Annotated in this window: 22 protein-coding genes; 15 read left to right on the plus strand and 7 right to left on the minus strand. The window is 67.1% G+C overall.

The features are described from left to right. Positions 1–58: 58 nt before the first annotated feature. The 5 genes from BVE01S_RS01900 (at position 59) to BVE01S_RS01920 (ending at position 4,949) form a co-directional block, all read left to right on the plus strand. Positions 59–898, plus strand: a complete 840-nt coding sequence (locus BVE01S_RS01900; protein ID WP_066623497.1) for an alpha/beta hydrolase — start codon at positions 59–61, stop codon at positions 896–898. An 8-nt stretch (positions 899–906) separates the two neighbouring features. Further along, positions 907–1,299 (plus strand): VOC family protein, encoded by a 393-nt coding sequence (locus BVE01S_RS01905; RefSeq protein ID WP_066623503.1) that lies wholly within the window; start codon positions 907–909, stop codon positions 1,297–1,299. A 5-nt stretch (positions 1,300–1,304) separates the two neighbouring features. Continuing rightward, positions 1,305–2,501 carry a formate-dependent phosphoribosylglycinamide formyltransferase gene (gene purT / locus BVE01S_RS01910; protein ID WP_066623505.1) on the plus strand — a complete coding sequence of 399 codons (1,197 nt, stop codon included), beginning with the start codon at positions 1,305–1,307 and terminating at the stop codon, positions 2,499–2,501. A gap of 137 nt (positions 2,502–2,638) precedes the next feature. After that, on the plus strand, positions 2,639–4,726 hold the full coding sequence (locus BVE01S_RS01915) for a carbon starvation CstA family protein (RefSeq protein WP_066623507.1): 2,088 nt from the start codon (positions 2,639–2,641) through the stop codon (positions 4,724–4,726). Continuing rightward, positions 4,710–4,949, plus strand: coding sequence for a YbdD/YjiX family protein (locus BVE01S_RS01920; RefSeq protein WP_066623510.1), 240 nt, complete (start codon positions 4,710–4,712; stop codon positions 4,947–4,949). Before BVE01S_RS01915 ends, BVE01S_RS01920 begins: the two co-directional genes overlap by 17 nt. A gap of 1 nt (position 4,950) precedes the next feature. Here the strand turns inward: BVE01S_RS01920 and BVE01S_RS01925 are convergent, their stop codons facing one another. After that, positions 4,951–6,216 carry a S41 family peptidase gene (locus tag BVE01S_RS01925; RefSeq protein WP_240612124.1) on the minus strand — a complete coding sequence of 422 codons (1,266 nt, stop codon included), beginning with the start codon at positions 6,214–6,216 and terminating at the stop codon, positions 4,951–4,953. Positions 6,217–6,272: 56 nt separating this feature from the next. Then, positions 6,273–6,983, minus strand: a complete 711-nt coding sequence (locus tag BVE01S_RS01930; RefSeq protein ID WP_066623519.1) for an SDR family NAD(P)-dependent oxidoreductase — start codon at positions 6,981–6,983, stop codon at positions 6,273–6,275. A 41-nt stretch (positions 6,984–7,024) separates the two neighbouring features. On the opposite strand from BVE01S_RS01930, the gene BVE01S_RS01935 reads away from it, so the two are divergent. The 4 genes from BVE01S_RS01935 to BVE01S_RS01950 all read left to right on the plus strand — a co-directional run bounded on the left by BVE01S_RS01935 (position 7,025) and on the right by BVE01S_RS01950 (position 11,842). Beyond that, on the plus strand, positions 7,025–7,726 hold the full coding sequence (locus BVE01S_RS01935; RefSeq protein WP_017504741.1) for an HAD family hydrolase: 702 nt from the start codon (positions 7,025–7,027) through the stop codon (positions 7,724–7,726). A gap of 127 nt (positions 7,727–7,853) precedes the next feature. After that, positions 7,854–8,168, plus strand: a complete 315-nt coding sequence (locus tag BVE01S_RS01940) for a ribonuclease E inhibitor RraB (protein WP_235559244.1) — start codon at positions 7,854–7,856, stop codon at positions 8,166–8,168. A gap of 25 nt (positions 8,169–8,193) precedes the next feature. Beyond that, a complete protein-coding gene (carB, locus tag BVE01S_RS01945) occupies positions 8,194–11,493 on the plus strand; it encodes a carbamoyl-phosphate synthase large subunit (protein ID WP_066623526.1) in 3,300 nt (1,099 codons plus the stop codon). Between the two features lie 70 nt (positions 11,494–11,563). Then, positions 11,564–11,842 (plus strand): DUF1294 domain-containing protein, encoded by a 279-nt coding sequence (locus BVE01S_RS01950; RefSeq protein ID WP_066623530.1) that lies wholly within the window; start codon positions 11,564–11,566, stop codon positions 11,840–11,842. Here the strand turns inward: BVE01S_RS01950 and BVE01S_RS01955 are convergent. After that, positions 11,832–13,130: a dicarboxylate/amino acid:cation symporter gene (locus tag BVE01S_RS01955; protein ID WP_066623532.1), complete on the minus strand. Its 1,299-nt coding sequence runs from the start codon at positions 13,128–13,130 to the stop codon at positions 11,832–11,834. The two genes, BVE01S_RS01950 and BVE01S_RS01955, sit on opposite strands and share 11 nt — an antisense overlap. A 128-nt stretch (positions 13,131–13,258) precedes the next feature. On the opposite strand from BVE01S_RS01955, the gene BVE01S_RS01960 reads away from it, so the two are divergent. The 5 genes from BVE01S_RS01960 (at position 13,259) to BVE01S_RS01980 (ending at position 16,066) form a co-directional block, all read left to right on the plus strand. After that, entirely contained in the window at positions 13,259–13,459 is a 201-nt protein-coding gene (locus BVE01S_RS01960) for a cysteine protease (protein ID WP_066623537.1), read from the plus strand. 70 nt (positions 13,460–13,529) lie between these two features. After that, positions 13,530–14,195 (plus strand): glutathione S-transferase family protein, encoded by a 666-nt coding sequence (locus BVE01S_RS01965; RefSeq protein ID WP_066623540.1) that lies wholly within the window; start codon positions 13,530–13,532, stop codon positions 14,193–14,195. Positions 14,196–14,249: 54 nt separating this feature from the next. Further along, a complete protein-coding gene (locus BVE01S_RS01970; RefSeq protein ID WP_055806048.1) occupies positions 14,250–14,450 on the plus strand; it encodes a hypothetical protein in 201 nt (66 codons plus the stop codon). Between the two features lie 147 nt (positions 14,451–14,597). After that, positions 14,598–15,071 carry a transcription elongation factor GreA gene (gene greA, locus BVE01S_RS01975; protein WP_055752933.1) on the plus strand — a complete coding sequence of 158 codons (474 nt, stop codon included), beginning with the start codon at positions 14,598–14,600 and terminating at the stop codon, positions 15,069–15,071. 5 nt (positions 15,072–15,076) lie between these two features. Then, the gene (locus BVE01S_RS01980) at positions 15,077–16,066 is read left to right on the plus strand and encodes a mitochondrial fission ELM1 family protein (protein WP_066623543.1); all 990 of its coding nucleotides are present in this window, start codon (positions 15,077–15,079) and stop codon (positions 16,064–16,066) included. Positions 16,067–16,190: 124 nt separating this feature from the next. Here the strand turns inward: BVE01S_RS01980 and BVE01S_RS01985 are convergent, their stop codons facing one another. Next, entirely contained in the window at positions 16,191–16,481 is a 291-nt protein-coding gene (locus tag BVE01S_RS01985; RefSeq protein WP_066623545.1) for a glycine zipper domain-containing protein, read from the minus strand. 69 nt (positions 16,482–16,550) lie between these two features. On the opposite strand from BVE01S_RS01985, the gene trxB reads away from it, so the two are divergent. Further along, positions 16,551–17,558, plus strand: a complete 1,008-nt coding sequence (gene trxB, locus BVE01S_RS01990; RefSeq protein WP_066623546.1) for a thioredoxin-disulfide reductase — start codon at positions 16,551–16,553, stop codon at positions 17,556–17,558. A gap of 16 nt (positions 17,559–17,574) precedes the next feature. On the opposite strand, the gene BVE01S_RS01995 is transcribed toward trxB, so the two are convergent. From BVE01S_RS01995 to BVE01S_RS02005, 3 genes are all read right to left on the minus strand, one after another. After that, complete coding sequence (locus tag BVE01S_RS01995) at positions 17,575–18,534, minus strand: aldo/keto reductase (protein WP_088582339.1); 960 nt, start codon at positions 18,532–18,534, stop codon at positions 17,575–17,577. 71 nt (positions 18,535–18,605) lie between these two features. Then, positions 18,606–19,013, minus strand: a complete 408-nt coding sequence (locus tag BVE01S_RS02000) for a response regulator (RefSeq protein ID WP_066623552.1) — start codon at positions 19,011–19,013, stop codon at positions 18,606–18,608. Between the two features lie 63 nt (positions 19,014–19,076). Beyond that, positions 19,077–21,014 (minus strand): PAS domain-containing protein, encoded by a 1,938-nt coding sequence (locus tag BVE01S_RS02005; RefSeq protein ID WP_244878338.1) that lies wholly within the window; start codon positions 21,012–21,014, stop codon positions 19,077–19,079. Positions 21,015–21,056: the final 42 nt, after the last annotated feature.

The raw sequence follows: 21,056 nt of genomic DNA on the forward strand, positions 1-21,056 counted from the left end.
TCCTCAGATCCTCCCCCGTTTCGCTGCGCTTCACGGGGGAGGATTTCAGGAGCCTCCGATGAAACCCCTCACACTCGGTCTTCTTCTGGCCCTCGGCGCGGCACCGACCCTCGCCCAGACCGCTCCCCAAACGCCCGCCATAGCCGAAACCCCCATCGTCATCGGCCGGTCCTACGCCCTGCCCTCTGCGATCATGGGCGCGACGCGTGAGATCAACATCTGGCTGCCGCCTGGTTATGCCGACAGCGGCAAGACCTATCCCGTCCTTTATGTCCTCGACGGCGGTCAGGATCAGGACTTCCACCACATCTCCGGCCTCGCCCAGTTGGGAACCGTCGTCGGCACGACCCGCGACGTCATCGTGGTCGGGATCGCCTCGGTGGATCGCCGCGACGAACTGGCCCTGCCCACCACCGATCCTGACTTGATCGCCCGCTATCCGACACAGGGCCATTCGGACCGTTTCCGCCGTTTCGTGGCCGAAGAGGTCCTGCCCTTTATCCAGACCCGCTTCCGCACCAGCGGCGAAACCGCCTTGATGGGCGAATCGCTCGCCGGCCTGTTCGTGGTCGAAACCTTCTTGAAGGAACCGCAGATGTTCGACGCCTATGTCGCCGTCAGCCCCAGCCTGTGGTGGGACGGGGGCGAACTGGCGCGTCAGTCCGGCGCCCGTCTGCGTGACCAGTCGAATGACCCGCGCACCCTCATCCTGACCTTGGGCGACGAAGGCCCCGAGATGCAGGCCCCGATGGACGTCCTGACCGCCAATCTGCGCGACCACGCCCTGCCCGGCCTGAGCTGGAGCTTCACGCCCCGCCCGACCGAGAGCCACGCCACCATCTATCACGGCGCGGCCCTGGCCGCCTTCCGCCAGCTCTTTGCGGAGCCTGCGAAATGAGTCGGCCCATGCACCGGCTCGGCGCGATCAGCCTGCTGGTCCACGACTATGACGCGGCCATCGCCTTCTATGTCGGCAAGCTGGGTTTCGACCTCAGCGAGGATACCGACATGGGCGGCGGCAAACGCTGGGTGCGCGTCACGCCCAAAGGTGGCGAGACCAGCCTGTTGCTGGCGCGCGCCACGACCGACGCGCAGAAGGCCCAGGTCGGAAACCAGGCCGGCGGCCGGGTCTGGCTGTTTCTGGAGACCGACGACCTGATGCGCGACCACGCCGCCTGGCTTGCCGCCGGCGTCCATTTCCGCGAAACCCCGCGGCATGAGACCTATGGCAGGGTGGTGGTCTTCGAAGACCTCTACGGCAACGCCTGGGACCTGATCGAACCCGCTACCGGAGCCTGACGCCCATGAAACTCGGCACCCCGCTTTCCGACACAGCCGTGCGCGTCATGCTGCTGGGCTCGGGCGAACTGGGCAAGGAAGTCGCCATCGAGCTGCAACGGCTCGGCGTCGAGGTGATCGCGGTCGACCGCTATCCCAACGCCCCCGCCATGCAGGTCGCGCACCGCAGCCACGTCATCCCGATGACCGATCCTCAGGTGCTGAACGGCGTCATCCTGGCCGAGGCCCCGCACATCATCGTGCCCGAGATCGAGGCCATCGCCACCGAGGTTCTGGCCGATATCGAGGCCGCCGGCATGGCGACGGTCGTCCCGACGGCTCGCGCGGTGCAGCTGACGATGAACCGCGAGGGCATCCGCAAACTGGCCGCCGAAGCGCTGGGCCTGCCCACCAGCCCCTACGCCTTCGCCGGTTCGGCCGAGGAACTGGCGGCCGGCGCAGAGGCCGTCGGCTATCCCAACTTCGTCAAGCCGGTCATGTCGTCGTCCGGCAAAGGGCAATCCTTCGTCGAAGGCGCCGATGAAATCGCCGACGCCTGGACCTACGCCCAGGACAGCGGCCGGGTCGCCGGCGCCCGCGTCATCGTCGAGGGCCGCATCGACTTCGACTTCGAGATCACGCTGCTGACCGTCCGCTCGCGCGACGCCGACGGCTCGACCCGCACGGACATCTGTGCGCCCATCGGCCACCGCCAGGTCAAGGGCGACTATGTCGAAAGCTGGCAGCCGCAGGCCATGACGCCCGCTGGGCTGGCCGCCTCCCAGGCCATCGCCGCCAAGGTGACTGAGGCCCTGGGCGGTTACGGCGTCTTCGGCGTCGAACTGTTCGTCAAGGGCGACCAGGTCTGGTTCTCCGAGGTCTCGCCCCGCCCGCACGACACCGGTCTGGTCACCCTGGCCAGCCAGACCATGAGCGAGTTCGCGCTGCACGCCCGCGCCATCCTGGGCCTGCCCGTGGACGTGACCCAGCGCGAGCCCGCCGCCAGCGCCGTCATCTACGGCGGCATGGACGCGCACGGCATCGCCTTCGAAGGCGTGGCGGAGGCCCTGTCGATCCCGACCGCCGACCTGCGTCTGTTCGGAAAGCCCGAGGCCTTCGAACGCCGCCGCATGGGCGTGGCTGTCGCCCGCGGCGCCGACGTCGAACAGGCCCGCGAGCGCGCGCGTGAAGCCGCAGGCTGTGTGAAGGTCGTTCGGGGCTGACCTTCGCCACCTCCCCTCTCCGCAGGGAGGAGACGTCTGATCCCTCATTTCTACGACTTTAGTCGATTGGCCTTGTCCCGCATTGTGGTGCAAACCAAGGGCGAGGGTCGCAGTCAGCCGGCCGGGAGGGATCTGTCGTGGGCAAACTCAGCACACCCATAATCTTCGGCGCCATCGCCATCCTGGGGGCGGTGTCGCTCGGCATCATCGCCCTGCATCAGGGCGAGAGCATCAGCGCGGTCTGGATGGTGGTCGCCGCCGTCTGCACCTATGCGATCGCCTATCGGTTCTACAGCCGCTACCTGGCCAACAAGGTCATGCAGCTGAACCCCGCGCGCCTGACCCCGGCCATGCGCCGCAACGACGGGCTGGACTATGTGCCGACGCCCAAGAACGTGCTGTTCGGCCACCACTTCGCCGCCATCGCCGGCGCGGGCCCGCTGGTCGGGCCGGTGCTGGCCGCCCAGATGGGCTATCTGCCGGGCGTCCTGTGGATCCTGGTCGGCGCCGTGCTGGCCGGGGCGGTGCAGGACATGATGGTCCTGTTCATGTCCACGCGTCGCGACGGCAAGTCGCTGGGCGACATGATCCGCACCGAAATGGGCAACATCCCCGGCATCATCGCCCAGGTCGGCGTCCTGATGATCATGGTCATCATCCTGGCGGTTCTGGCCCTGGTCGTGGTCAAGGCCTTGGCCGAAAGCCCGTGGGGCACCTTCACCGTCGCCGCCACCATCCCCATCGCCATCTTCATGGGCCTATACACCCGCTTCCTGCGGCCGGGCCGCGTGGGCGAGGTTTCGGTGATCGGCGTCGTCCTGTTGATCCTGGCCATTATCGGCGGCGGTCACATCGCGGCCGATCCGTTCTGGGGTCCGGCCTTCACCCTGACCGGCCCGACCCTGGCGATCCTGATGATGGTCTATGGCTTCATCGCCTCGGTCATTCCGGTGTGGCTGCTCCTGGCGCCGCGCGACTATCTGTCGACCTTCCTGAAGATCGGCGCGATCGTGGCCCTGGCCGTCGGCATTCTGATCGTGCGTCCGCATCTGCAAATGCCGGCCATCACCCCCTTCATCGACGGCACCGGCCCGGTCTTCGCCGGCGCCCTGTTCCCCTTCCTGTTCATCACCATCGCCTGCGGCGCGGTGTCGGGCTTCCACGCTTTGATCTCGTCGGGCACCACGCCCAAGCTGCTGGAGAACGAAGCCCAGATCCCGATGATCGGCTACGGCGCCATGCTGTGCGAAAGCTTCGTCGCCGTCATGGCCCTGATCGCCGCCACGGTGCTGGACCCGGCCGTCTATTTCGCCATGAACAGCCCGGTCGCCGTCATCGGCAACGATGCGGTCTCAGCCGCCGCCGCCGTGGCCCAGTGGGGCTTCCACATCACGCCCGGAGAGCTTGAACAGCTCGCCCGCGACGTGGGCGAACATTCGATCCTGTCGCGCGCAGGCGGCGCCCCGACCCTGGCGGTCGGCATGGCGCACATCCTGTCCGGCGTGATCGGCGGCAAGGCCATGATGGCCTTCTGGTATCACTTCGCCATCCTGTTCGAGGCCCTGTTCATTCTGACGACCGTGGACGCCGGCACCCGCGTCTGCCGCTTCATGATCCAGGACCTGCTGGGCGTCGCCGTGCCCAAGATGCGCGAGACGAAGTCGTGGGGCGCCAACGTCGTCGCCACGGCCCTGACGGTCGGTCTGTGGGGCTATTTCCTCTACACCGGCGTGGTGGATCCGCTGGGCGGCATCAACAGCCTGTGGCCCCTGTTCGGCATCGCCAACCAGATGCTGGCCGCCGTCGCCCTGATCCTGGGCACCGTCGTCCTGTTCAAGATGAAGCGCGAGAAGTTCGCTTGGGTCATGGTCGTTCCCGCGACCTGGCTGCTGATCTGCACCCTGACGGCGGGCTTCCAGAAGCTGTTCCACCCGGACGTCCGCATCGGCTTCCTGTCCCACGCCCGCAAATATCAGGAGGCGCTGGGCGCGGGCGAACTGATCGCCCCGGCCAGGAGCATCGGCGACATGCACCGCATCGTGGTCAACGACTACGTCAACTCGACGCTGACGGCGGGCTTCCTGTTCGTGGTCGTCACCATGGTCGTCTATGGCGTCCTGGCGTGCCGCAAGGCCTATGCGAACAACCGCCCGACGGTCCGCGAGTATCCGGAAAGCCACCAACTGACGGCGGCTGACGAGGCGGCGGATGCGGCCCGTGCCTGAGGTCCAGGACGACCTGCTCTGCCTGTGCCGCGACACCGCCCTACGGTGGGGTCGCGGCGTCCGGCGCACGGCCGGCGCCATGATCGGTCAGCCGGATTATCAGGCCTATGTCGATCACGCGGCGGCGACCCATCCCGACCAGCCGCCGCTGGACAGGACCGCCTTCTTCCGCCTGCACGAGCAGCGCCGCTTCGGCGGCGCCGGCGGGTTCAAATGCTGCTGAACTAGAGCCCGCTGGCGGGGGTGCCGGCGCGGGCCCGGTCCTCGGCCCGAAGCGCGGCGATCGCCGTCTCCAGTGTCGGATCGTCGCCCGCGCGGCGCTGGGCCACGGTGCGGGGTGCGGCGATGTCAGGCGTGACCCCCCGCTTCTCCAGCCGAATCCCGCCCGAAGTCACGAAGTCCGCCCGGCTGAGCGTTAGCCGCCCGCCGTCCGGCAGATTGGTCTCCTGGGCGATCAGCACCGATCCGCCGGTCTTCTCGCCCACCACGATGCCGCGCCGCGCCTCCTGCAAGGCGGCTGGCGTCAGTTCGGCGGCGCTGCGGCTGCCCTGGTCCACCAGAACCGCCACATCATTGGCCAGGGGATCGCGCCGATCGCCGCAGTCGCCAGCCGCCCTCAGCACCACCGGCCGGCCGCTGCGTCCCGTCCGCGTTGCCCAGACCTGATCGCGCGGCAGGAAACAGGTCAGGACCGATTCCGCCTCCATCAGCCGCCCACCGGGATTGCCGCGCAGGTCCAGCACCACGTCGACGTCCGGCGGCAGACCTTCCAGCTCACTACCCATCCAGGCGCCCAGCCCCTTGTCGAACTGCTCGACGCGCAGCACCAGCACCCCCGGTCGAGACTTGTCGGCGGTGAATGGTTCGATGGCCTCCATCACCCGCGGCGTCAGGGCGATCTCGCGCCTCTGTCCCCCATCGTCGGTCAGGACCAACTGCACCGGAACCCCGTCATAGGTCTCGACATCCGGTCCCCAGGGCTTCCCGTCGACCGAATTCAGGGCCCAGCCCATCTGCACGCCCGCCGCCTCGGCCGGCGAGCCCGGCCGGACACGCTCGACGGTCCAGTCGTCCGGCGTCTCGCCCCGCATCAGGGTCAGGCCCATCACGGCGCGCCGGGCGAACTGCGCCTCCTGACGACGCACCGCCGCCGGCGGACTGGCCGCCGCATGACCGTCGTCCAGCAGATCCAGCATCGCATTGATGACGCGGTACAGCCCCCGCTCATCGCTCGCCGCCAGGGCCTGGGGCCGGAACGTCGCCCGCGCGGCGTTCCAATCCACGCCGTGCAGGGTCGGATCGTAATAGCCCCGCCGCACCTCGCTCCACACCCGATCGAACACCCGCTGGTTCAGCCTCACGCGGTCACGCGAGGGCGCTGCGGCGACCACCGGATCGACAACCGGCGAATCGACCGGTTGGGCCACGGCCGGAACGCTCAGCGGCAGGCCAAACAACAAGAGGCTGAAAACCCGGGCGGAAACACTCATACGCATGAGCGCCATCTGACGTCAGTCGCCCGCTTCGCTCAAGTCACGACTGCGCGCTATTCCGGCACCCGTACCCCGTCCCAGGCGAAGACGCCGCCGCTGTCGGCAGGGGTCAGGTTCGACAGCACGGACAGCAGCCGCTCGGCGGAATAGTCGGCCGTGAACAGCTTGCTCTCCGCCACCCCCTTCTGGAACGGCGCGCTCAGGTCCGTCGCCACAGTACCCGGATGCAAACCGGCGATCACGGCCTGCGGATGGCTGCGCGCCATCTCGATCGACAGATTGCGCAGGATCATGTTCAGCGCCGCCTTGGACGCGCGATAGGCGTGCCAGCCGCCCAGCCGGTTGTCGCCTATCGACCCCACCCGCGCCGACAGGGCCGCGAACACCGCCCGCCGATCGCGCGGCATCAGCGGCAGCAGATGTTTCGCCGCCAGCGCAGGCCCCACCGCATTGACGCGGTAGTCCCGCAACAGGTGTTCCGCATCCAACTGACGAAACGACCGTTCCGGCTGAAGCCCGTCGTGCAGCACCCCGGTCGCCACGACGATCACGGTTGGGGCCGGCCCCTGGCCGATCCGTTCGGCGGCGGACGCCAGACTGGCTTCATCCTCCAGATCAGCGGCCAGCGCTAGCGCGCCCGCCAGCTCCGCGCCGAACCGCGACACGGCCCAGACCGTCTCGTACGCGCCGTCCGCCACGATCCGCTCGACTATCGCCCGGCCGATGCCGCCCGTCGCCCCGATCACCACCGCCGATCCGTTCATCGCGTCTCCCTTCCTCGTTCGTCCCATGATAGGGGCGCGGCATGAGCATCACCACGGTCGGCCTCGATGCCGACGATACCCTCTGGCACAACGAGACGATCTTCCGCCTGACCCATGCGCGGTTCGTCGATCTTCTGGCCGACCACGGCGACGAGGCGACCATCGAGGCGCGCCTGGCCGAAACCGAGCAACGCAACCTGCGGCTCTATGGCTACGGCATCAAGGGCTTCACCCTGTCGATGATCGAGACGGCGATGGAGCTGACGAACGGCGAAGCTCCGCCCCATGTCGTGCGCGAGATCCTGGCCGCCGGTCGCGAGATGCTGGCCCACCCGGTCGAGACCCTGCCCGGCGTGGACGCGGTCGTCGCCGAACTATCCGAAAAATACCGACTTGTCCTGATCACCAAGGGCGACCTGCTGGATCAGGAGCGCAAACTGGCCGCCTCAGGCTTGGGCGACCTGTTCAGCGCCGTCGAGATCGTCTCAGAAAAGGATCGCGCCACCTACGAGCGGGTCTTCACCCGCCACGGCACCGGCCCCGCCGAGGCCGTCATGGCCGGCAACTCCATGAAGTCCGACGTCCTGCCCGCCATCGCCGCCGGCGCCTTCGGCGTCCACATCCCCTACCACGTCACTTGGGCCCACGAACTCGCCGACGCCCCGGAGAACGAGCCCCGCTACGTCTCCCTCGCCCGCATCGACGAACTCCCCGACTGGATCGCGGCGATCGCGGACGCTTAAGGTCTTGCCCCCTCGCCCCTCCCTCTCTAAACGGGCCGCTTAACCGACAAGCAGACGTGAGCGTCGCAGGGCCAAGCTCTGCGGGGGGCTTCTCGCGCGCGTAGAGAACGAAGGACGACGCACTCCCTTGGACGCCTCGGACATCTGTCATGACGAACGCGACGCCATGGTGCGCGCGGCGCTGGCCGAACAGGGCGACAGCGGCGTGACGCCGCGCCATACGTTGTTCTACTTCTATGGCGAGGGGGACCACGGCGACCTGAACGAGGTCGCCCGGCGCGCCGGCTTTCTGACGCGCGGCGCCGACGACATGACGGTGCTCGAAACGACCATGGCGGTGGACGAGGCGTCTTTTGCGGCGACCTCGGCCATGATGCAGACCTGGGCCGCGGCCTTCCAGCTAGAGTATGACGGCTGGGAATGCGCGGTCGTGACCCACTAGCGTTCAATAAGAAGAAGAGCTGGCGATGCCCAAGCGCACAGACATCAAGTCCATCCTCATCATTGGCGCCGGCCCGATCGTCATCGGCCAGGCGTGCGAGTTCGACTATTCCGGGGTTCAGGCCTGCAAGGCCCTGAAGGCGGAAGGGTATCGGGTCATCTTGGTCAACTCGAACCCCGCCACCATCATGACCGACCCGGAGGTGGCCGACGCCACCTATATCGAGCCGATCACGCCCGAGATGGTCGAGAAGATCATCATCAAGGAAAAGCCCGACGCCCTGCTGCCGACCATGGGCGGCCAGACCGCGCTGAACACGGCTCTGGCCCTGCATGAATCCGGCGCGCTGGCCAAACACGGCGTCGAGATGATCGGCGCCAAGGCCGAGGTGATCGACAAGGCCGAGGACCGCCAGAAGTTCCGCGACGCGATGGATAAGCTGGGTCTGGAGAGCCCCCGCTCCAAGGCCGCCCATTCGATGGAAGAGGCGCTGGAGGGGCTGGAGTTCGTCGGCCTGCCCGCCGTGATCCGCCCGTCCTTCACCCTGGCCGGCACCGGCGGCGGTATCGCCTTCAACCGCGAGGAGTTCGAGGAGATCGTCCTGCGCGGCCTGGACCTGTCGCCGACCACCGAGGTGCTGATCGAGGAATCGGTCCTGGGCTGGAAGGAATATGAGATGGAGGTCGTCCGCGACACGGCGGACAACTGCATCATCATCTGCTCGATCGAGAACGTCGACCCGATGGGGGTCCACACCGGCGATTCCATCACTGTCGCCCCTGCCCTGACGCTGACCGACAAGGAATATCAGCTGATGCGGACGGGCTCGATCAATGTGCTGCGCGAGATCGGCGTCGAGACGGGCGGCTCGAACGTCCAGTGGGCGATCAACCCCGCCGACGGCCGCATGGTCGTGATCGAGATGAACCCGCGCGTGTCGCGCTCGTCCGCGCTGGCGTCCAAGGCCACCGGCTTCCCCATCGCCAAGGTCGCGGCGCGTCTGGCGGTCGGCTACACCCTGGACGAACTGACCAACGACATCACCCAGGTGACGCCGGCCAGCTTCGAGCCGTCGATCGACTATGTGGTCACCAAGATCCCGCGCTTCGCCTTCGAGAAATATCCGGGATCCGAGCCCCTGCTGGGCACCTCGATGAAGTCGGTGGGCGAGGTGATGGCCATCGGCCGCACCTTCCAGGAATCGATGCAGAAGGCGCTTCGCGGGCTTGAAACCGGCCTGTCCGGCTTCGACGAGATCGAGATCGAAGGGGTGGCCGGCGCCGAAGACGACGCCACGGCCCGCGGCGCCGTCGTGCGCGCCCTGGGCGTTCCGACCCCCGACCGCATCCGCGTCATCGCCCAGGCCTTCCGCCACGGCCTGACGGTCGAGGAGGTCAACGCCGCCTGCGCCTACGAACCCTGGTTCCTGCGCCAGATCGCCGACATCGTGCGCGAGGAAGGCCATGTGCGGGTCAAGGGCCTGCCGACCGACCCGACCGAGTTCCGCCGCCTGAAGTCCAAGGGCTTCTCCGACGCCCGTCTGGCTCAGCTGACCGGCCAGAGCGAAAAATCAGTCCGGACCGCTCGTCGCGGCCTGCACGTGCGCCCGGTGTTCAAGCGGATCGACACCTGCGCCGCCGAGTTCGCCAGCGCCACCGCCTATATGTATTCGACCTATGAGACCGGCGCTCTGGGCCAAATCCCCGAGTGCGAGTCCGAACCGACGAACAAGAAGAAGGCCATCATCCTGGGCGGCGGTCCGAACCGGATCGGCCAGGGCATCGAGTTCGACTATTGCTGCTGCCACGCAGCCTTCGCCTTCGACCAGATCGGCGTCGAAAGCATCATGGTCAACTGCAACCCCGAGACCGTCTCGACCGACTACGACACCTCCGATCGCCTGTATTTCGAGCCGCTGACGGCCGAGGACGTGCTGGAGCTGATCGAGGTCGAGCGCTCGAACGGCGACCTTATCGGTTGCGTCGTCCAGTTCGGCGGCCAGACCCCGCTGAAGCTAGCCCACGCCCTGCAGGAGGACAACATCCCCGTCCTGGGCACCAGCGTCGACTCCATCGACCTGGCCGAGGATCGCGAACGCTTCCAGCAGATGCTGGAAGGCATCGGCCTGCGCCAGCCGCCCAACGGCCTGGCCCGTTCGGCCGAAGAGGCGGCGCAGAAGGCCGAAGAGGTCGGCTATCCCGTCGTCCTGCGCCCCTCCTACGTCCTGGGCGGTCGCGGCATGATGATCGTCCACGACCGCGAGCAACTGGACCGCTACGTGCATGAGGCCATGCGCGTCTCGGGCGACGATCCCGTCCTGATCGACCACTATCTGAACCGCGCCACCGAGGTGGACGTGGACGCCCTGTGCGACGACGAGACGGTCTTTGTGGCTGGCGTCTTGGAACATATCGAGGAAGCCGGCGTCCACTCGGGCGACAGCGCCTGCTCCATGCCGCCCTTCTCGTTGCGGCCCGAGATCGTGCACGAGTTGAAGCGTCAGACCACCGAAATGGCCAAGGCCTTGAAGGTGCGTGGCCTGATGAATGTGCAGTTCGCCATCGAGGAGCCGCACAGCGAAAGCCCGCGCATCTTCGTGCTGGAGGTCAATCCGCGCGCCAGCCGCACTGCCCCCTTTGTGGCCAAGACCATCGGTCAGCCCATCGCCTCGATTGCCGCCAAGGTCATGGCCGGCGTGCCGCTGAAGTCGTTCGGTCTGACGGACAAGCCCTACGACCATATCGCGGTCAAGGAAGCCGTCTTCCCCTTCGCCCGTTTCGCCGGGGTGGATACCGTCCTGGGCCCGGAAATGCGCTCGACCGGCGAGGTCATGGGCCTGGACTTCAAGCGGCCGGGAGAGGCCGACATGGCCCCCGCCTTCGCCCGCGCCTTCGCCAAGTCCCAGATCGGCGGCGGCACCATCCTGCCGACCTCGGGCTGCGCCTTCATTTCGGTCAAGGACGAGGACAAGCCCTTCATCGTCGACGCCGCCCGGACGCTGCTGGCCGAAGGCTTCAGCCTGATGGCCACCGGCGGCACCCACGCCTATCTGGTCGAACAGGGGCTGGAGGTGAAGCTGGTCAAGAAGGTGCTGGAAGGCCGCCCCCACATCGTAGACGCGATGAAGAACGGCGAGGTCCAGCTGGTCTTCAACACCACATCGGGCAAGCAGTCGCTGCAGGACAGCTTCTCGCTGCGCCGCACCGCTCTGATGATGAAGATGCCCTACTACACCACCACCGCCGGCGCCCTGGCGGCGGCCCAGGCCATCGGCGCGATCAAGGCCGGCGACCTGGATGTGCGGGCGATCCAGGACTACGCGTGACGTTGACGAAATCTCCGGTTTTCGGCCGCACGCTGCAAGGCTGTAGCGGCCGAACGCCGGAGCCACGCCGATGTCCAATCTCGACCTCGCCCTGATCGCCATCCTGTGCGGCGAAGTCTTGGGATTTCTCGCCTTCGCCAGGGACAAGCGGCGCGCCAAGGCCGGCCTGTGGCGCACGCCGGAATCGACGCTCTTGCTGTTTGGCTTGATCGGCGGGCTGGGCGCGTGGATGGGTCAGCACATCCTGCGCCACAAGACCCGCAAGGAGCCCTTCAGGACGCAGTTCGGCCTGGTCGTCCTCCTCCACCTGATCCTGCTGGCGGGCGGCGCCGCCTGGGTCATTCTGTAGCGCGACCGTCTTCGCCCGCCCCATCCTCACCGGCCACGATCCGCGTGGCGGCCAGGTCGGCGGTGACATTGCCGACGGTGCGGAAGATGTCGGGGATGACCTCGACCGCCAGCAGCAGGGGCAGCACCCCCAGCGGCAGGCCCATGGCCAGGCAGATGGGGCCGATGGCGGCGAAGAAGCTGACCTGGCCCGGTAGGCCGACCGAGGCGATGGACACGGCGATGGCTGTCAGTCCGCCGGCGATCAGCACGCCGAGCCCCAGCTCCACCCCGTGCAACTGCGCCACATAGAGGCAGACCGCCAGGTTGGCGACAGGGCTTGTGATGCGGAACACCGCCACCGCCAGCGGCAGAACGAGGCCGGCGGAGGTCTGGGGCACGCCCAGCCAGTCGCGCGCGCGCTCGATCATGACCGGCAGGCTGGCCAGCGACGACTGGGTCGAGACGGCGACCACCTGGGCCGGGGCCACGGCGCGCGCGAAACGGGCCAGCGAAATCCGACCCCACACGATCGCCACGACATAGATGATCAGGATCAGGCCGATCTGGCTGAGGCAGACGATGGCGACATAGTGGGCCAGCGTCCCCGCCACCCCCAGGCCCGCGCGCAAACCCACGCCCAGCGCCAGGGCGAATACACCGAACGGCGCGGCCAGCAGCACCCAGTGGACGATGACGACCATGGTCTCGGCCACCGCCTCGAAGAAGCCGGCCAGGGGCCGCCGCAGCTGGGCCTTGATCCGCGTCGCGGCGAAGCCGAACGCGACGGCGAAGACCACCACCGCCAGCACCCCGTCGTCGGACGCCGCCTTGATGACGTTGGCCGGCGCAAGACTGGCCAGGAAGGCGCGCAGGCCGTCGGTGCGCGCCGCCTCGCCCACGGTCGCCAGCGATTCGGCGCTGACGCCCGCCAGCAATCCACGCCCCGCCTCCGGATCGATCGGCCAGACCGCCAGCAGGCCCAGGCCCGCCAGGATCGCATAGATCGTCGCTCCGACCAGCAGGACGCCGAACACCACCAGCGACCGGACCGCGATCCGGCCCGTCGCCGCCGCATCGGCGATGGACACGATGCCGGTCACCAGCAGGCTGAACACCAGGGGAATGACGGTCATGCGCAGGGCGTTCAGCCACACCTGGCCCAGGCTCTCGACCACGCCCAAGGCGCCGGTCAGCCAGGCGGCCTGGGACCCTTGCGCCAAGGCGCCGACGACGACGCCGGCGACCAGGGCCGCGATGACGAAAAAGCTCAAGGAGGTGAAGAAGGCGGCGATGCGGGATTGGCTCATGCCCTAGCGCTAGCACCGCTCGGCGCGTCGCGCGCGGCAAACCTTCTACCGGTCGCTGACAGTTCATGTCGTCGCAGGGCGAACCCCGGTCGCACACCGCGCGTTGGGACGACGAAAGGAACTCAATCATGTCCCGTCTGAACAAACTCGTCCCGCTGATCGGCAGCCTGCTGCTCTCAAAGGGCGGCCGCCGCGTCGCCGGTCGTCACGCCGGCAAACTGGCCCTGGCGACCCTGGCCTATGAGGTCTGGCGCAACCGCCGCGAAGGCGCCAAGCCCAAGGTCGCGCCGCAATCGCGCGGACGCTGGAGCGGCCGCCGCCCGCGCTGAGGCCGCAATCGCCGCTCGACTTCTGGGGCGGCGTTGCGAATAGTCACGCCTCGCCGCCCGGAGCCGACCCATGATCAAAATCCACCATCTGAACGACAGCCGCTCGCAACGCGTCCTGTGGCTGCTTGAAGAGCTGGGCCTGGACTATGAGGTGGTCCGCTACGAACGAAACCCTGGAAACCGGCTGGCGCCCCCCGAACTGCTGGCGATCCACCCGCTGGGCAAGTCGCCGGTCATCGAGGACGGCGCGGTCAAGGTCGCAGAGACCGGGGCCATCGTCGAATATCTGCTCGATACCTACGGCCAAGGTCGCCTGCGTCCGGCGGCGGGAACCGAGGACGGCCGTCGGTTCACCTATTGGCTGCACTATGCCGAGGGGTCGGCCATGCCCCCTTTGCTGCTGAAGCTGGTCTTCAGCATGCTCCCACGCCGTGCGCCGGCCCTGCTGAAACCCATCGTCAATGGCGTCGCCAACAAGGCGATCACCAGTTTCGTCGATCCGCAGCTGCGCACCCATGTCGGCTTCTGGGAGGACGAACTGGGCCGCTCGGAATGGTTCGCGGGCGATCAGTTCACAGCCGCCGACATCATGATGAGCTTTCCAGTCGAGGCCGGCGCCGACCGCGCGTTCAATGCCGAGACCAAGCCCCGTCTAAAGGCCTTCTTGAACCGCATCCATGCGCGGCCTGCCTATCAACGCGCGCTCGAGCGCGGCGGACCCTACAGCTACGCGTGATCGGATCGTGATCGCGGCGGCGCAACCCGCCGTCGTCGAGGGCGTTAAGGTCTCATGCGCCTTCAAACCATTCAGATCGTCGCCGGACTAGCTGCGGCTGTCGCCTTCGTCCTCGCCTTCATGGCGGCGGGAGCCGCCCTGATTTCCGGCCTCTTCATGCTCGCCGGCCTCGCCGCCGTCGGTTGGCTGGCCTACAGCCTCATAAAGGGTGTCCTTCGCCGCGATCACAAGCCCGAACCGCCGGCCCGCGCATGAGCGGTCAACCGGCGCGGGCATCCCGCTCTTGAATTCTTGAGCGAGAAACCCTAGTCTTGATGCCCGGCCGCGCCCGCCCCGCGGCCTTTTGTGTGCTTACCTCGCGTCTTTCCAGTCTCCGGGCGAACCAGAAAAATCACGACACAAATGGAAAAAGTGCCGATGACGGGCGAGGGCTACCGTGCCCTCGACGATCAACTGAAGCAATTGAAGTCGGTCGAAAGGCCGAGCGTGATCGCCGCCATTTCCGAGGCGCGTGAGCACGGCGACCTGTCCGAAAACGCAGAATACCATGCCGCCAAGGAGCGTCAGGGCTGGATCGAAGGCCAGATCGCCGAGATCGAGGACAAGATCAGCCGGGCTCAGGTCATCGACGTGTCCAAACTGTCGGGCAGCCAGGTCAAGTTCGGCGCCACGGTCACTGTGGTGGACGAGGACACCGAGGAAGAGGCCACCTATCAGATCGTCGGCGAACACGAAGCGGACGTGAAGAAGGGCAAGATCTCGATCGCCTCGCCGATCGCGCGCGCCATGATTTCCAAGGAAGTCGGCGACGTCGTGGAGGTCAACACCCCCGGCGGCGTGAAGGCCTACGAGATCCTCAAGGTCGAGTGGAAGTAACAGCGATGGCGGGGGCAGCGTCCGCGCGCCCCCTCTCCCCTTTGGCCATCTGGGTCGTCTCCGACGGCCGTGCCGGCATCGAGAATCAGGCGCTGGGTCTCGCCGAGGCCGTCCAGCGCCTGACACCGGCCGAAATCACGATCAAACATATCCGCTGGCGGCCGATCTTCGACCGCCTGCCGTCGGCGTTAAAGACCCCGGCCATGCTGGCGTCCGCGCCGTTGACCGCCCCCTGGCCCGATCTGTGGATCGCCACGGGTCGTGCGACCCTGCCGCTGTCGACCCGCGTCAAGGCCTGGAGCGGCGGCAAGACCTTCGTCGTCCAGACCCAGGATCCACGCTGGGCCAACGATCGCTACGACCTGATCGTCGCGCCCGCCCATGACGGTCTGTCGGGCGACAATGTCTTCGAAATCACCGGCTCGCCCCATCGCATCACGCCGCAGCGGATCGCCGAGGCCGCGCCCCCCTTCGCCGACCGGATCGCCCCCCTGCCCCATCCGCGCGTCGCCGTGCTGATCGGCGGCAAGTCCAAGGCTTTCGACCTGACCGAGGCCCATGCGGCGGACCTGGCCGACCAGATCGCGGACGCCGTGCGAGCATCTGGCGGCGCACTGATGCTGACCTTCTCACGCCGCACGCCCGACGCGGCGAAGGCCGTCATGACCGCTCGGCTGTCGGACCTGCCGGGCTGGATCTGGGACGGGACAGGCGACAACCCTCTGTTCGGCTTCCTGCATTTCGCCGACCACATCCTGGTCACCGAGGACAGCGCCAACATGGCCGCCGAGGCCGCCTCGACCGGCAAGCCGGTCCACGTCCTGCCGATGATCCCGCTGAAGGCCGGCGACAAGTTCGCTCGCCTGTACGACGACCTGCAATCGCGCGGCGCAACCCGTCCGTTCGACGGCGCGCTGGACGGCTGGACTTACGACCCGCTGGCCGAAACCGACCGCGCCGCGCGCGTCGTCCTGGAAGCGATGCAGACGCGATAGCGAGACCCACATCCGTTCCTGACGCCGTCATGCCCCATGGTGACGACCGTCATCAGGAGATTTTCAAAGAACGGCTCGCAAAAATCTGCACGAAAGTGCACTAACAGATGCTGGAGTGGCCTTTTCAGTCGCCGCCGCCACCGCCGCTACCGTCACAGCCGCTGTCCCCGCTGCAGTCTGAGCCGCTGTGCTGCGACGTATCCGATGAAGGCATGACCGCGCCGCCGTCCGACCCGCCGCTCTTCTTGGCCTTGGCGTTCGCCGCGCTCATCAGAGCCACGCCAAAGCCCGATCCGATGGCCGTGCCCAGCGCGAGACCTAGGCCGACATTGTCCAGGGCCACGCCCAGCGCCACGCCGATCGACAAGCCCATGCCGATCCCGATCGGCAGGAAGGCCGCGTTCTTATTCGTCATCCCCATCTCCCCTGCGTGGTCAGGCGAGACTAGCATCGCGCAAACGGGAATCACCGCCTAAATAGGGCCATGACCCAAGCTCGTACCGTTCGCGTCGCCATCATCGGCTCAGGCCCCGCCGGCTGGACCGCCGCCATCTACGCCGCCCGCGCCTCGCTGAACCCCGTCGTCATCGCCGGCATCCAGCCTGGCGGCCAGCTGACCATCACCACCGACGTCGAGAACTATCCCGGCTTCGCCGACACCATCCAGGGCCCTTGGCTGATGGAGCAGATGCAGGCCCAAGCCCTGCACGTCGGGACCGAGGTCATCCACGACATCGTCGTCTCCGCCGACCTGTCGCAACGCCCGTTCCGCCTGAAGCTGGACAGCGGCGAAGAGATGCTGGCCGAGACGCTCATCATTTCCACGGGCGCCCAGGCCAAATGGCTGGGGCTTGAGAGCGAGGCCGCCTATCAGGGCTTCGGCGTCTCGGCCTGTGCCACCTGCGACGGCTTCTTCTATCGCGGCAAGGAAGTCGTGGTCGTCGGCGGCGGCAACACCGCCGTGGAGGAGGCTCTGTTCCTGACCAACTTCGCCTCCAAGGTCACGGTCGTTCACCGCCGCGACGAGTTCCGCGCTGAGAAGATCCTCCAGGACCGGCTGTTCGCCCACCCCAAGGTCGAAGTGCTCTGGAACTCGGCGATCGAGGAGATCGTCGGCGTCGTGGACGGCATGGCCAAGAATGTCACGGGCGTCCGGCTCAAGAACGTCCAGGACGGCTCGACCCAAGAAATCCCGGCCGACGGCGTCTTCATCGCCATCGGCCACGCCCCGTCATCGGAACTGTTCAAGGGCCAGCTGGAAACCAACGCCGGCGGCTATCTGCGGGTCAAGCCCGGCACCGCCTCGACCGAGATCGAAGGCGTCTGGGCCGCCGGCGACGTGACCGACGACGTCTATCGCCAGGCCGTCACCGCCGCTGGAATGGGCTGTATGGCCGCCCTGGAAGTCAGCCGCTTCCTCGCCGAAGAGGACCACGCCAAGGCCCACAACCCCATTAGCCACGCCGAGGCGGAGAAGATCGGGGTCTGGTGACCCCGATGCTGCGCGATCAGTAGGCCGAGGCCTCCGTCAGTTCCGCCAGATCCTGATCTGATAGCTTAAGCGTCGCCGCCTTCAGCGTGTCGGCCAGTTGGTCGGTCGAGGTGGCGCTGACAATCGGGGCCGTCACGCCCGGCTGGGCCAGCAGCCAGGCCAGGGCGACCTGGGCGGAGGTGGCCTCATTCTTCTGGGCCACGGCGTCCAGAACCGCCAGGATACGCACGCCGCGCTCGTCGAACTTGTCCTTCAGCATTCCCTCGCGCTTGGTCCCGGCGATCTGATCGACGGTCTTGTATTTGCCGGTCAGGAAGCCGCTCTCCAGACTGAAATAGGTGATGACGCCCAGCCCCTTCTTGACGGCCAGGTCCTGCAACCCGCCCTCGAAGGTGTCGCGGCTGTAGAGGTTGTAATGCGGCTGGATCGTCGCATAGGCGGCCAAACTCTCGCGCTGCGAGATGTCCAGAGCTTCGGACACCTGTTCGGCCGAATGATTGGACGTGCCGATGGCGCGCACCTTGCCGACCTGCACCAGCTTATCCAGCGCGCGCACCGTCTCGTCCTGCGGTGTCTTCGGATCGGGCCAGTGAGTTTGATACAGGTCGATATAGTCGGTCTGGAGCCGGCGCAGCGACGCCTCGACCGCCGTCTCGATCCAGGCCGGCGACAGGTCGTTGTGGCCCTGCCCCATATCCGATCCAACCTTGGTCAGGATCTTGACGTCGTCGCGCCGGCCGCGCGCCTTCAGCCACTTGCCGATGATCGTCTCGCTTTCGCCGCCGGAGTGGCCCGGAACCCAGCGCGAATAGGCGTCGGCGGTGTCGATGGCGTCGAACCCGGCCTCGACGAACCCATCCAACAGGGCGAAGGAGGTCGCCTCATCGGCCGTCCAGCCGAAGACGTTGCCGCCGAACACCAGGGGGGCGATGTCCAGGCCGCTGGAGCCGAGCTTGCGTTTGGTCAGGGTCGTCATGGGGGAGGTCTCCTTGTAGGGAGCCCTCGACATATGCCGCATGGCGGCGACCGCAACCGCCTCGGCGGCGGTCAGGCGAAGAGTTGAAGACCCGGAGGCGCGTAATCGACCGCCTGCCCCTGGCGACGACGCAGGGCGTAATCCACAGCCGTTTGGACCGCATGTTCGTCTGTCGGTTTGGACAAGACGCCGATGGTGCCGGCGACGCCGTCGCGCACCATGCCGGGGTTCGCCGTCATGAACAGGACGGAGACGCCCATGTCCTGGCCCAGTTCGCGACCCAGGTTGATCCCTGTAGGACCATCGGAAAGGTGGATATCGACCAGCGCCAGATCAACGTCGTTCTCGCGCACCAGATCGCGCGCGGCCTGTGCGGTCGCGGCGACGCCCAGAACCTCGTGACCGAGGTCCTCCAGGACGAACCTAAGCTCCATCGCAACGAGAGCTTCGTCTTCGATGATGAGGATACGCGCAGTCATGGGTTCAATCAGTGCTCGGGAGCGTACGTAACGTCAGTGTGAGGCATTAGTTTCAATAGAGGACTAATTTGTATGTCCGCCCGCCGCTCGGCGTCGGGACAGAGCCGTCGCCGGCAGGTCCACGATGACCTGAAGCCCTTCTGGCCGCCATTCGCGCGACAAACGCCCGCCGAGCTGTCCCTCGACCGAGAGGCTGGCAAGGGATGAGCCGAAGCCGGTGCGTTGCGGCATGCCCTGGACGACCGGACCGCCCGTTTCTGACCAGGTCAGGACGAAGCGGTCCTCCTGCCGTTTCGTCGTCAGGGTGACCACGCCGCCACGCTCGGAAAGCGCACCGTATTTGGCGGCGTTGGTCGCCAGTTCGTGGAACAGCAGGGCCACGGAGGTCGCCGCCTGATCGTCGAAGACGGCGTCCTCGCCCTGGATGACCACGCGCGCCCCACCCGTCTCGTCCGCATAGGCCTTGAACAGGTCGGACAGGAAGGAATGCAGGGTCGTCGCCCCGATCGTGGTCTTGGACGTCTCGGTGTGCGGCCGCACGAACTCATGCGCCCGGGCCAGGGCGGCGATGCGCGTGCGCAGCGAGGCCGAAAACGCCTTGGCCTCCGGATACTGGCGCGCCGACAGGGCGACCAGGGCGGTGACAACGGCGAAGATGTTCTTGATCCGGTGGCTCAGCTCCTGGCTGACCAGCTCGCGGCCTTGCTCCAGCCTCTTCAACTCGTCGATATCGGTCAGGGTGCCGAACCAGCGGGTGATCTCGCCCGCCTCGTCGCGGATCGCCACCGCGCGGCCCAGGGTCCAGCGATAGACGCCGCTGTGATGCTTCAGCCGGTATTCGATCTCATAGGGCTCGCCGGTTTCCAGCGAGTTGCGCCACACGGTCCACGCCCGTTCGCGGTCGTCGGCATGGAACATGTCGTTCCAGCCCTCGCCATCCGTCGAGCCCAGGGGCACGCCCGTGAATTCGTACCAGCGCGCATTGTAGTAGTCGTGAAAACCGTCCGGCAGGGTGGACCACACCATCTGCGGCATGGCGTCAGCCAACACCCGAAACCGACTCTCGCTTTCGCTCAGGGCCATGGCGGTTTCGGCGAGGTCCGTCTCGATGGTCTTGCGTTCGGTGATGTCCACCGCGACGCCGGGGAAGCGGATCGGCTTGCCCTCCGCGTCGAAATAGACCTGCCCGCGCGCCAGAATCCAACGCACGTCATCGCCCTGGCCCAAACGATATTCGCTGACGAAGGCGCCGTCGCCCGTCATGGCCCGGTCGATCTCGTCAGTGACGCGTTGGGCGTCGTCGGGATGGACGCTGGAGGTGAAAACCTCGATGGCCGCGCCCTCGCGCGCGGCTTCGGGATCCACGCCATACATCCGCGCAAAGCGTTCGTCGGCGATCACGCGGTTCTCAGGAATGTCCCAGTCCCAGGCCCCCACATAGGCTGAGGCCTCCATCGCCAACCGCGCGGTGCGGTCGCTGAGGTCCCGGTCCAACAGGGCGCGGCGCAGCTCCAGTTGCGTCATCACCTGTTGCGCCAGGGTCTTGAGCGCCATCAGCTGAAGCTCGGTCAGACCTTGCGGGCGCGGCGTGTCGTCCAGCACGCACAGGGCGCCCAGCGGCACGCCGTCGGGCGTCCTCAGCGGATAGCCGGCATAGAAGCGGATGTGCGGCGCGCCCGTCACCAGATCATTGTCGATGAAGCGGTCATCCTGCATCGCGTCGGGGATGACCATGACGTCGTCGCCCAGCATCGCGTGGGCGCAGAACGACAGCGGCCGCGGCGTCTCGCGCACGCCCAGACCGACCTCGGACTTGAACCACTGACGCTGGGAATCGACCAGACTGACGGCGGCCATCGGTGCCTCACAGATGCGCGCGGCGAGCGACGCCAGATCGTCGAACGACCCTTCGGGCGTCGTGTCCAGCACGCCGTAACTTGTGAGGGCCTTCAGACGGTCGGCTTCGTCCCACCTCGGACAATCGACTTCGGGGTGGGTCAAGCAGGCGTCCTCGCTGGGCCGGTCATGTCCGGCCATCGACAT

It is taken from the genome of Brevundimonas vesicularis NBRC 12165, from assembly GCF_001592205.1.
Classification (GTDB): Bacteria; Pseudomonadota; Alphaproteobacteria; order Caulobacterales; family Caulobacteraceae; genus Brevundimonas; species Brevundimonas vesicularis.

Excerpts from the sequence above, each read along its gene's own strand:
- BVE01S_RS01900 (WP_066623497.1), top strand. The coding sequence starts at position 59 with ATGAAACCCCTCACACTCGGTCTTCTTCTGGCCCTCGGCGCGGCACCG.
- BVE01S_RS01905 (WP_066623503.1), top strand. The coding sequence starts at position 907 with ATGCACCGGCTCGGCGCGATCAGCCTGCTGGTCCACGACTATGACGCG.
- purT (WP_066623505.1), top strand. The coding sequence starts at position 1,305 with ATGAAACTCGGCACCCCGCTTTCCGACACAGCCGTGCGCGTCATGCTG.
- BVE01S_RS01920 (WP_066623510.1), top strand. The coding sequence starts at position 4,710 with ATGCGGCCCGTGCCTGAGGTCCAGGACGACCTGCTCTGCCTGTGCCGC.
- BVE01S_RS01925 (WP_240612124.1), bottom strand. The coding sequence starts at position 6,216 with ATGAGTGTTTCCGCCCGGGTTTTCAGCCTCTTGTTGTTTGGCCTGCCG.
- BVE01S_RS01930 (WP_066623519.1), bottom strand. The coding sequence starts at position 6,983 with ATGAACGGATCGGCGGTGGTGATCGGGGCGACGGGCGGCATCGGCCGG.
- BVE01S_RS01935 (WP_017504741.1), top strand. The coding sequence starts at position 7,025 with ATGAGCATCACCACGGTCGGCCTCGATGCCGACGATACCCTCTGGCAC.
- carB (WP_066623526.1), top strand. The coding sequence starts at position 8,194 with ATGCCCAAGCGCACAGACATCAAGTCCATCCTCATCATTGGCGCCGGC.
- BVE01S_RS01950 (WP_066623530.1), top strand. The coding sequence starts at position 11,564 with ATGTCCAATCTCGACCTCGCCCTGATCGCCATCCTGTGCGGCGAAGTC.
- BVE01S_RS01955 (WP_066623532.1), bottom strand. The coding sequence starts at position 13,130 with ATGAGCCAATCCCGCATCGCCGCCTTCTTCACCTCCTTGAGCTTTTTC.
- BVE01S_RS01960 (WP_066623537.1), top strand. The coding sequence starts at position 13,259 with ATGTCCCGTCTGAACAAACTCGTCCCGCTGATCGGCAGCCTGCTGCTC.
- BVE01S_RS01965 (WP_066623540.1), top strand. The coding sequence starts at position 13,530 with ATGATCAAAATCCACCATCTGAACGACAGCCGCTCGCAACGCGTCCTG.
- BVE01S_RS01970 (WP_055806048.1), top strand. The coding sequence starts at position 14,250 with ATGCGCCTTCAAACCATTCAGATCGTCGCCGGACTAGCTGCGGCTGTC.
- greA (WP_055752933.1), top strand. The coding sequence starts at position 14,598 with ATGGAAAAAGTGCCGATGACGGGCGAGGGCTACCGTGCCCTCGACGAT.
- BVE01S_RS01980 (WP_066623543.1), top strand. The coding sequence starts at position 15,077 with ATGGCGGGGGCAGCGTCCGCGCGCCCCCTCTCCCCTTTGGCCATCTGG.
- BVE01S_RS01985 (WP_066623545.1), bottom strand. The coding sequence starts at position 16,481 with ATGACGAATAAGAACGCGGCCTTCCTGCCGATCGGGATCGGCATGGGC.
- trxB (WP_066623546.1), top strand. The coding sequence starts at position 16,551 with ATGACCCAAGCTCGTACCGTTCGCGTCGCCATCATCGGCTCAGGCCCC.
- BVE01S_RS01995 (WP_088582339.1), bottom strand. The coding sequence starts at position 18,534 with ATGACGACCCTGACCAAACGCAAGCTCGGCTCCAGCGGCCTGGACATC.
- BVE01S_RS02000 (WP_066623552.1), bottom strand. The coding sequence starts at position 19,013 with ATGACTGCGCGTATCCTCATCATCGAAGACGAAGCTCTCGTTGCGATG.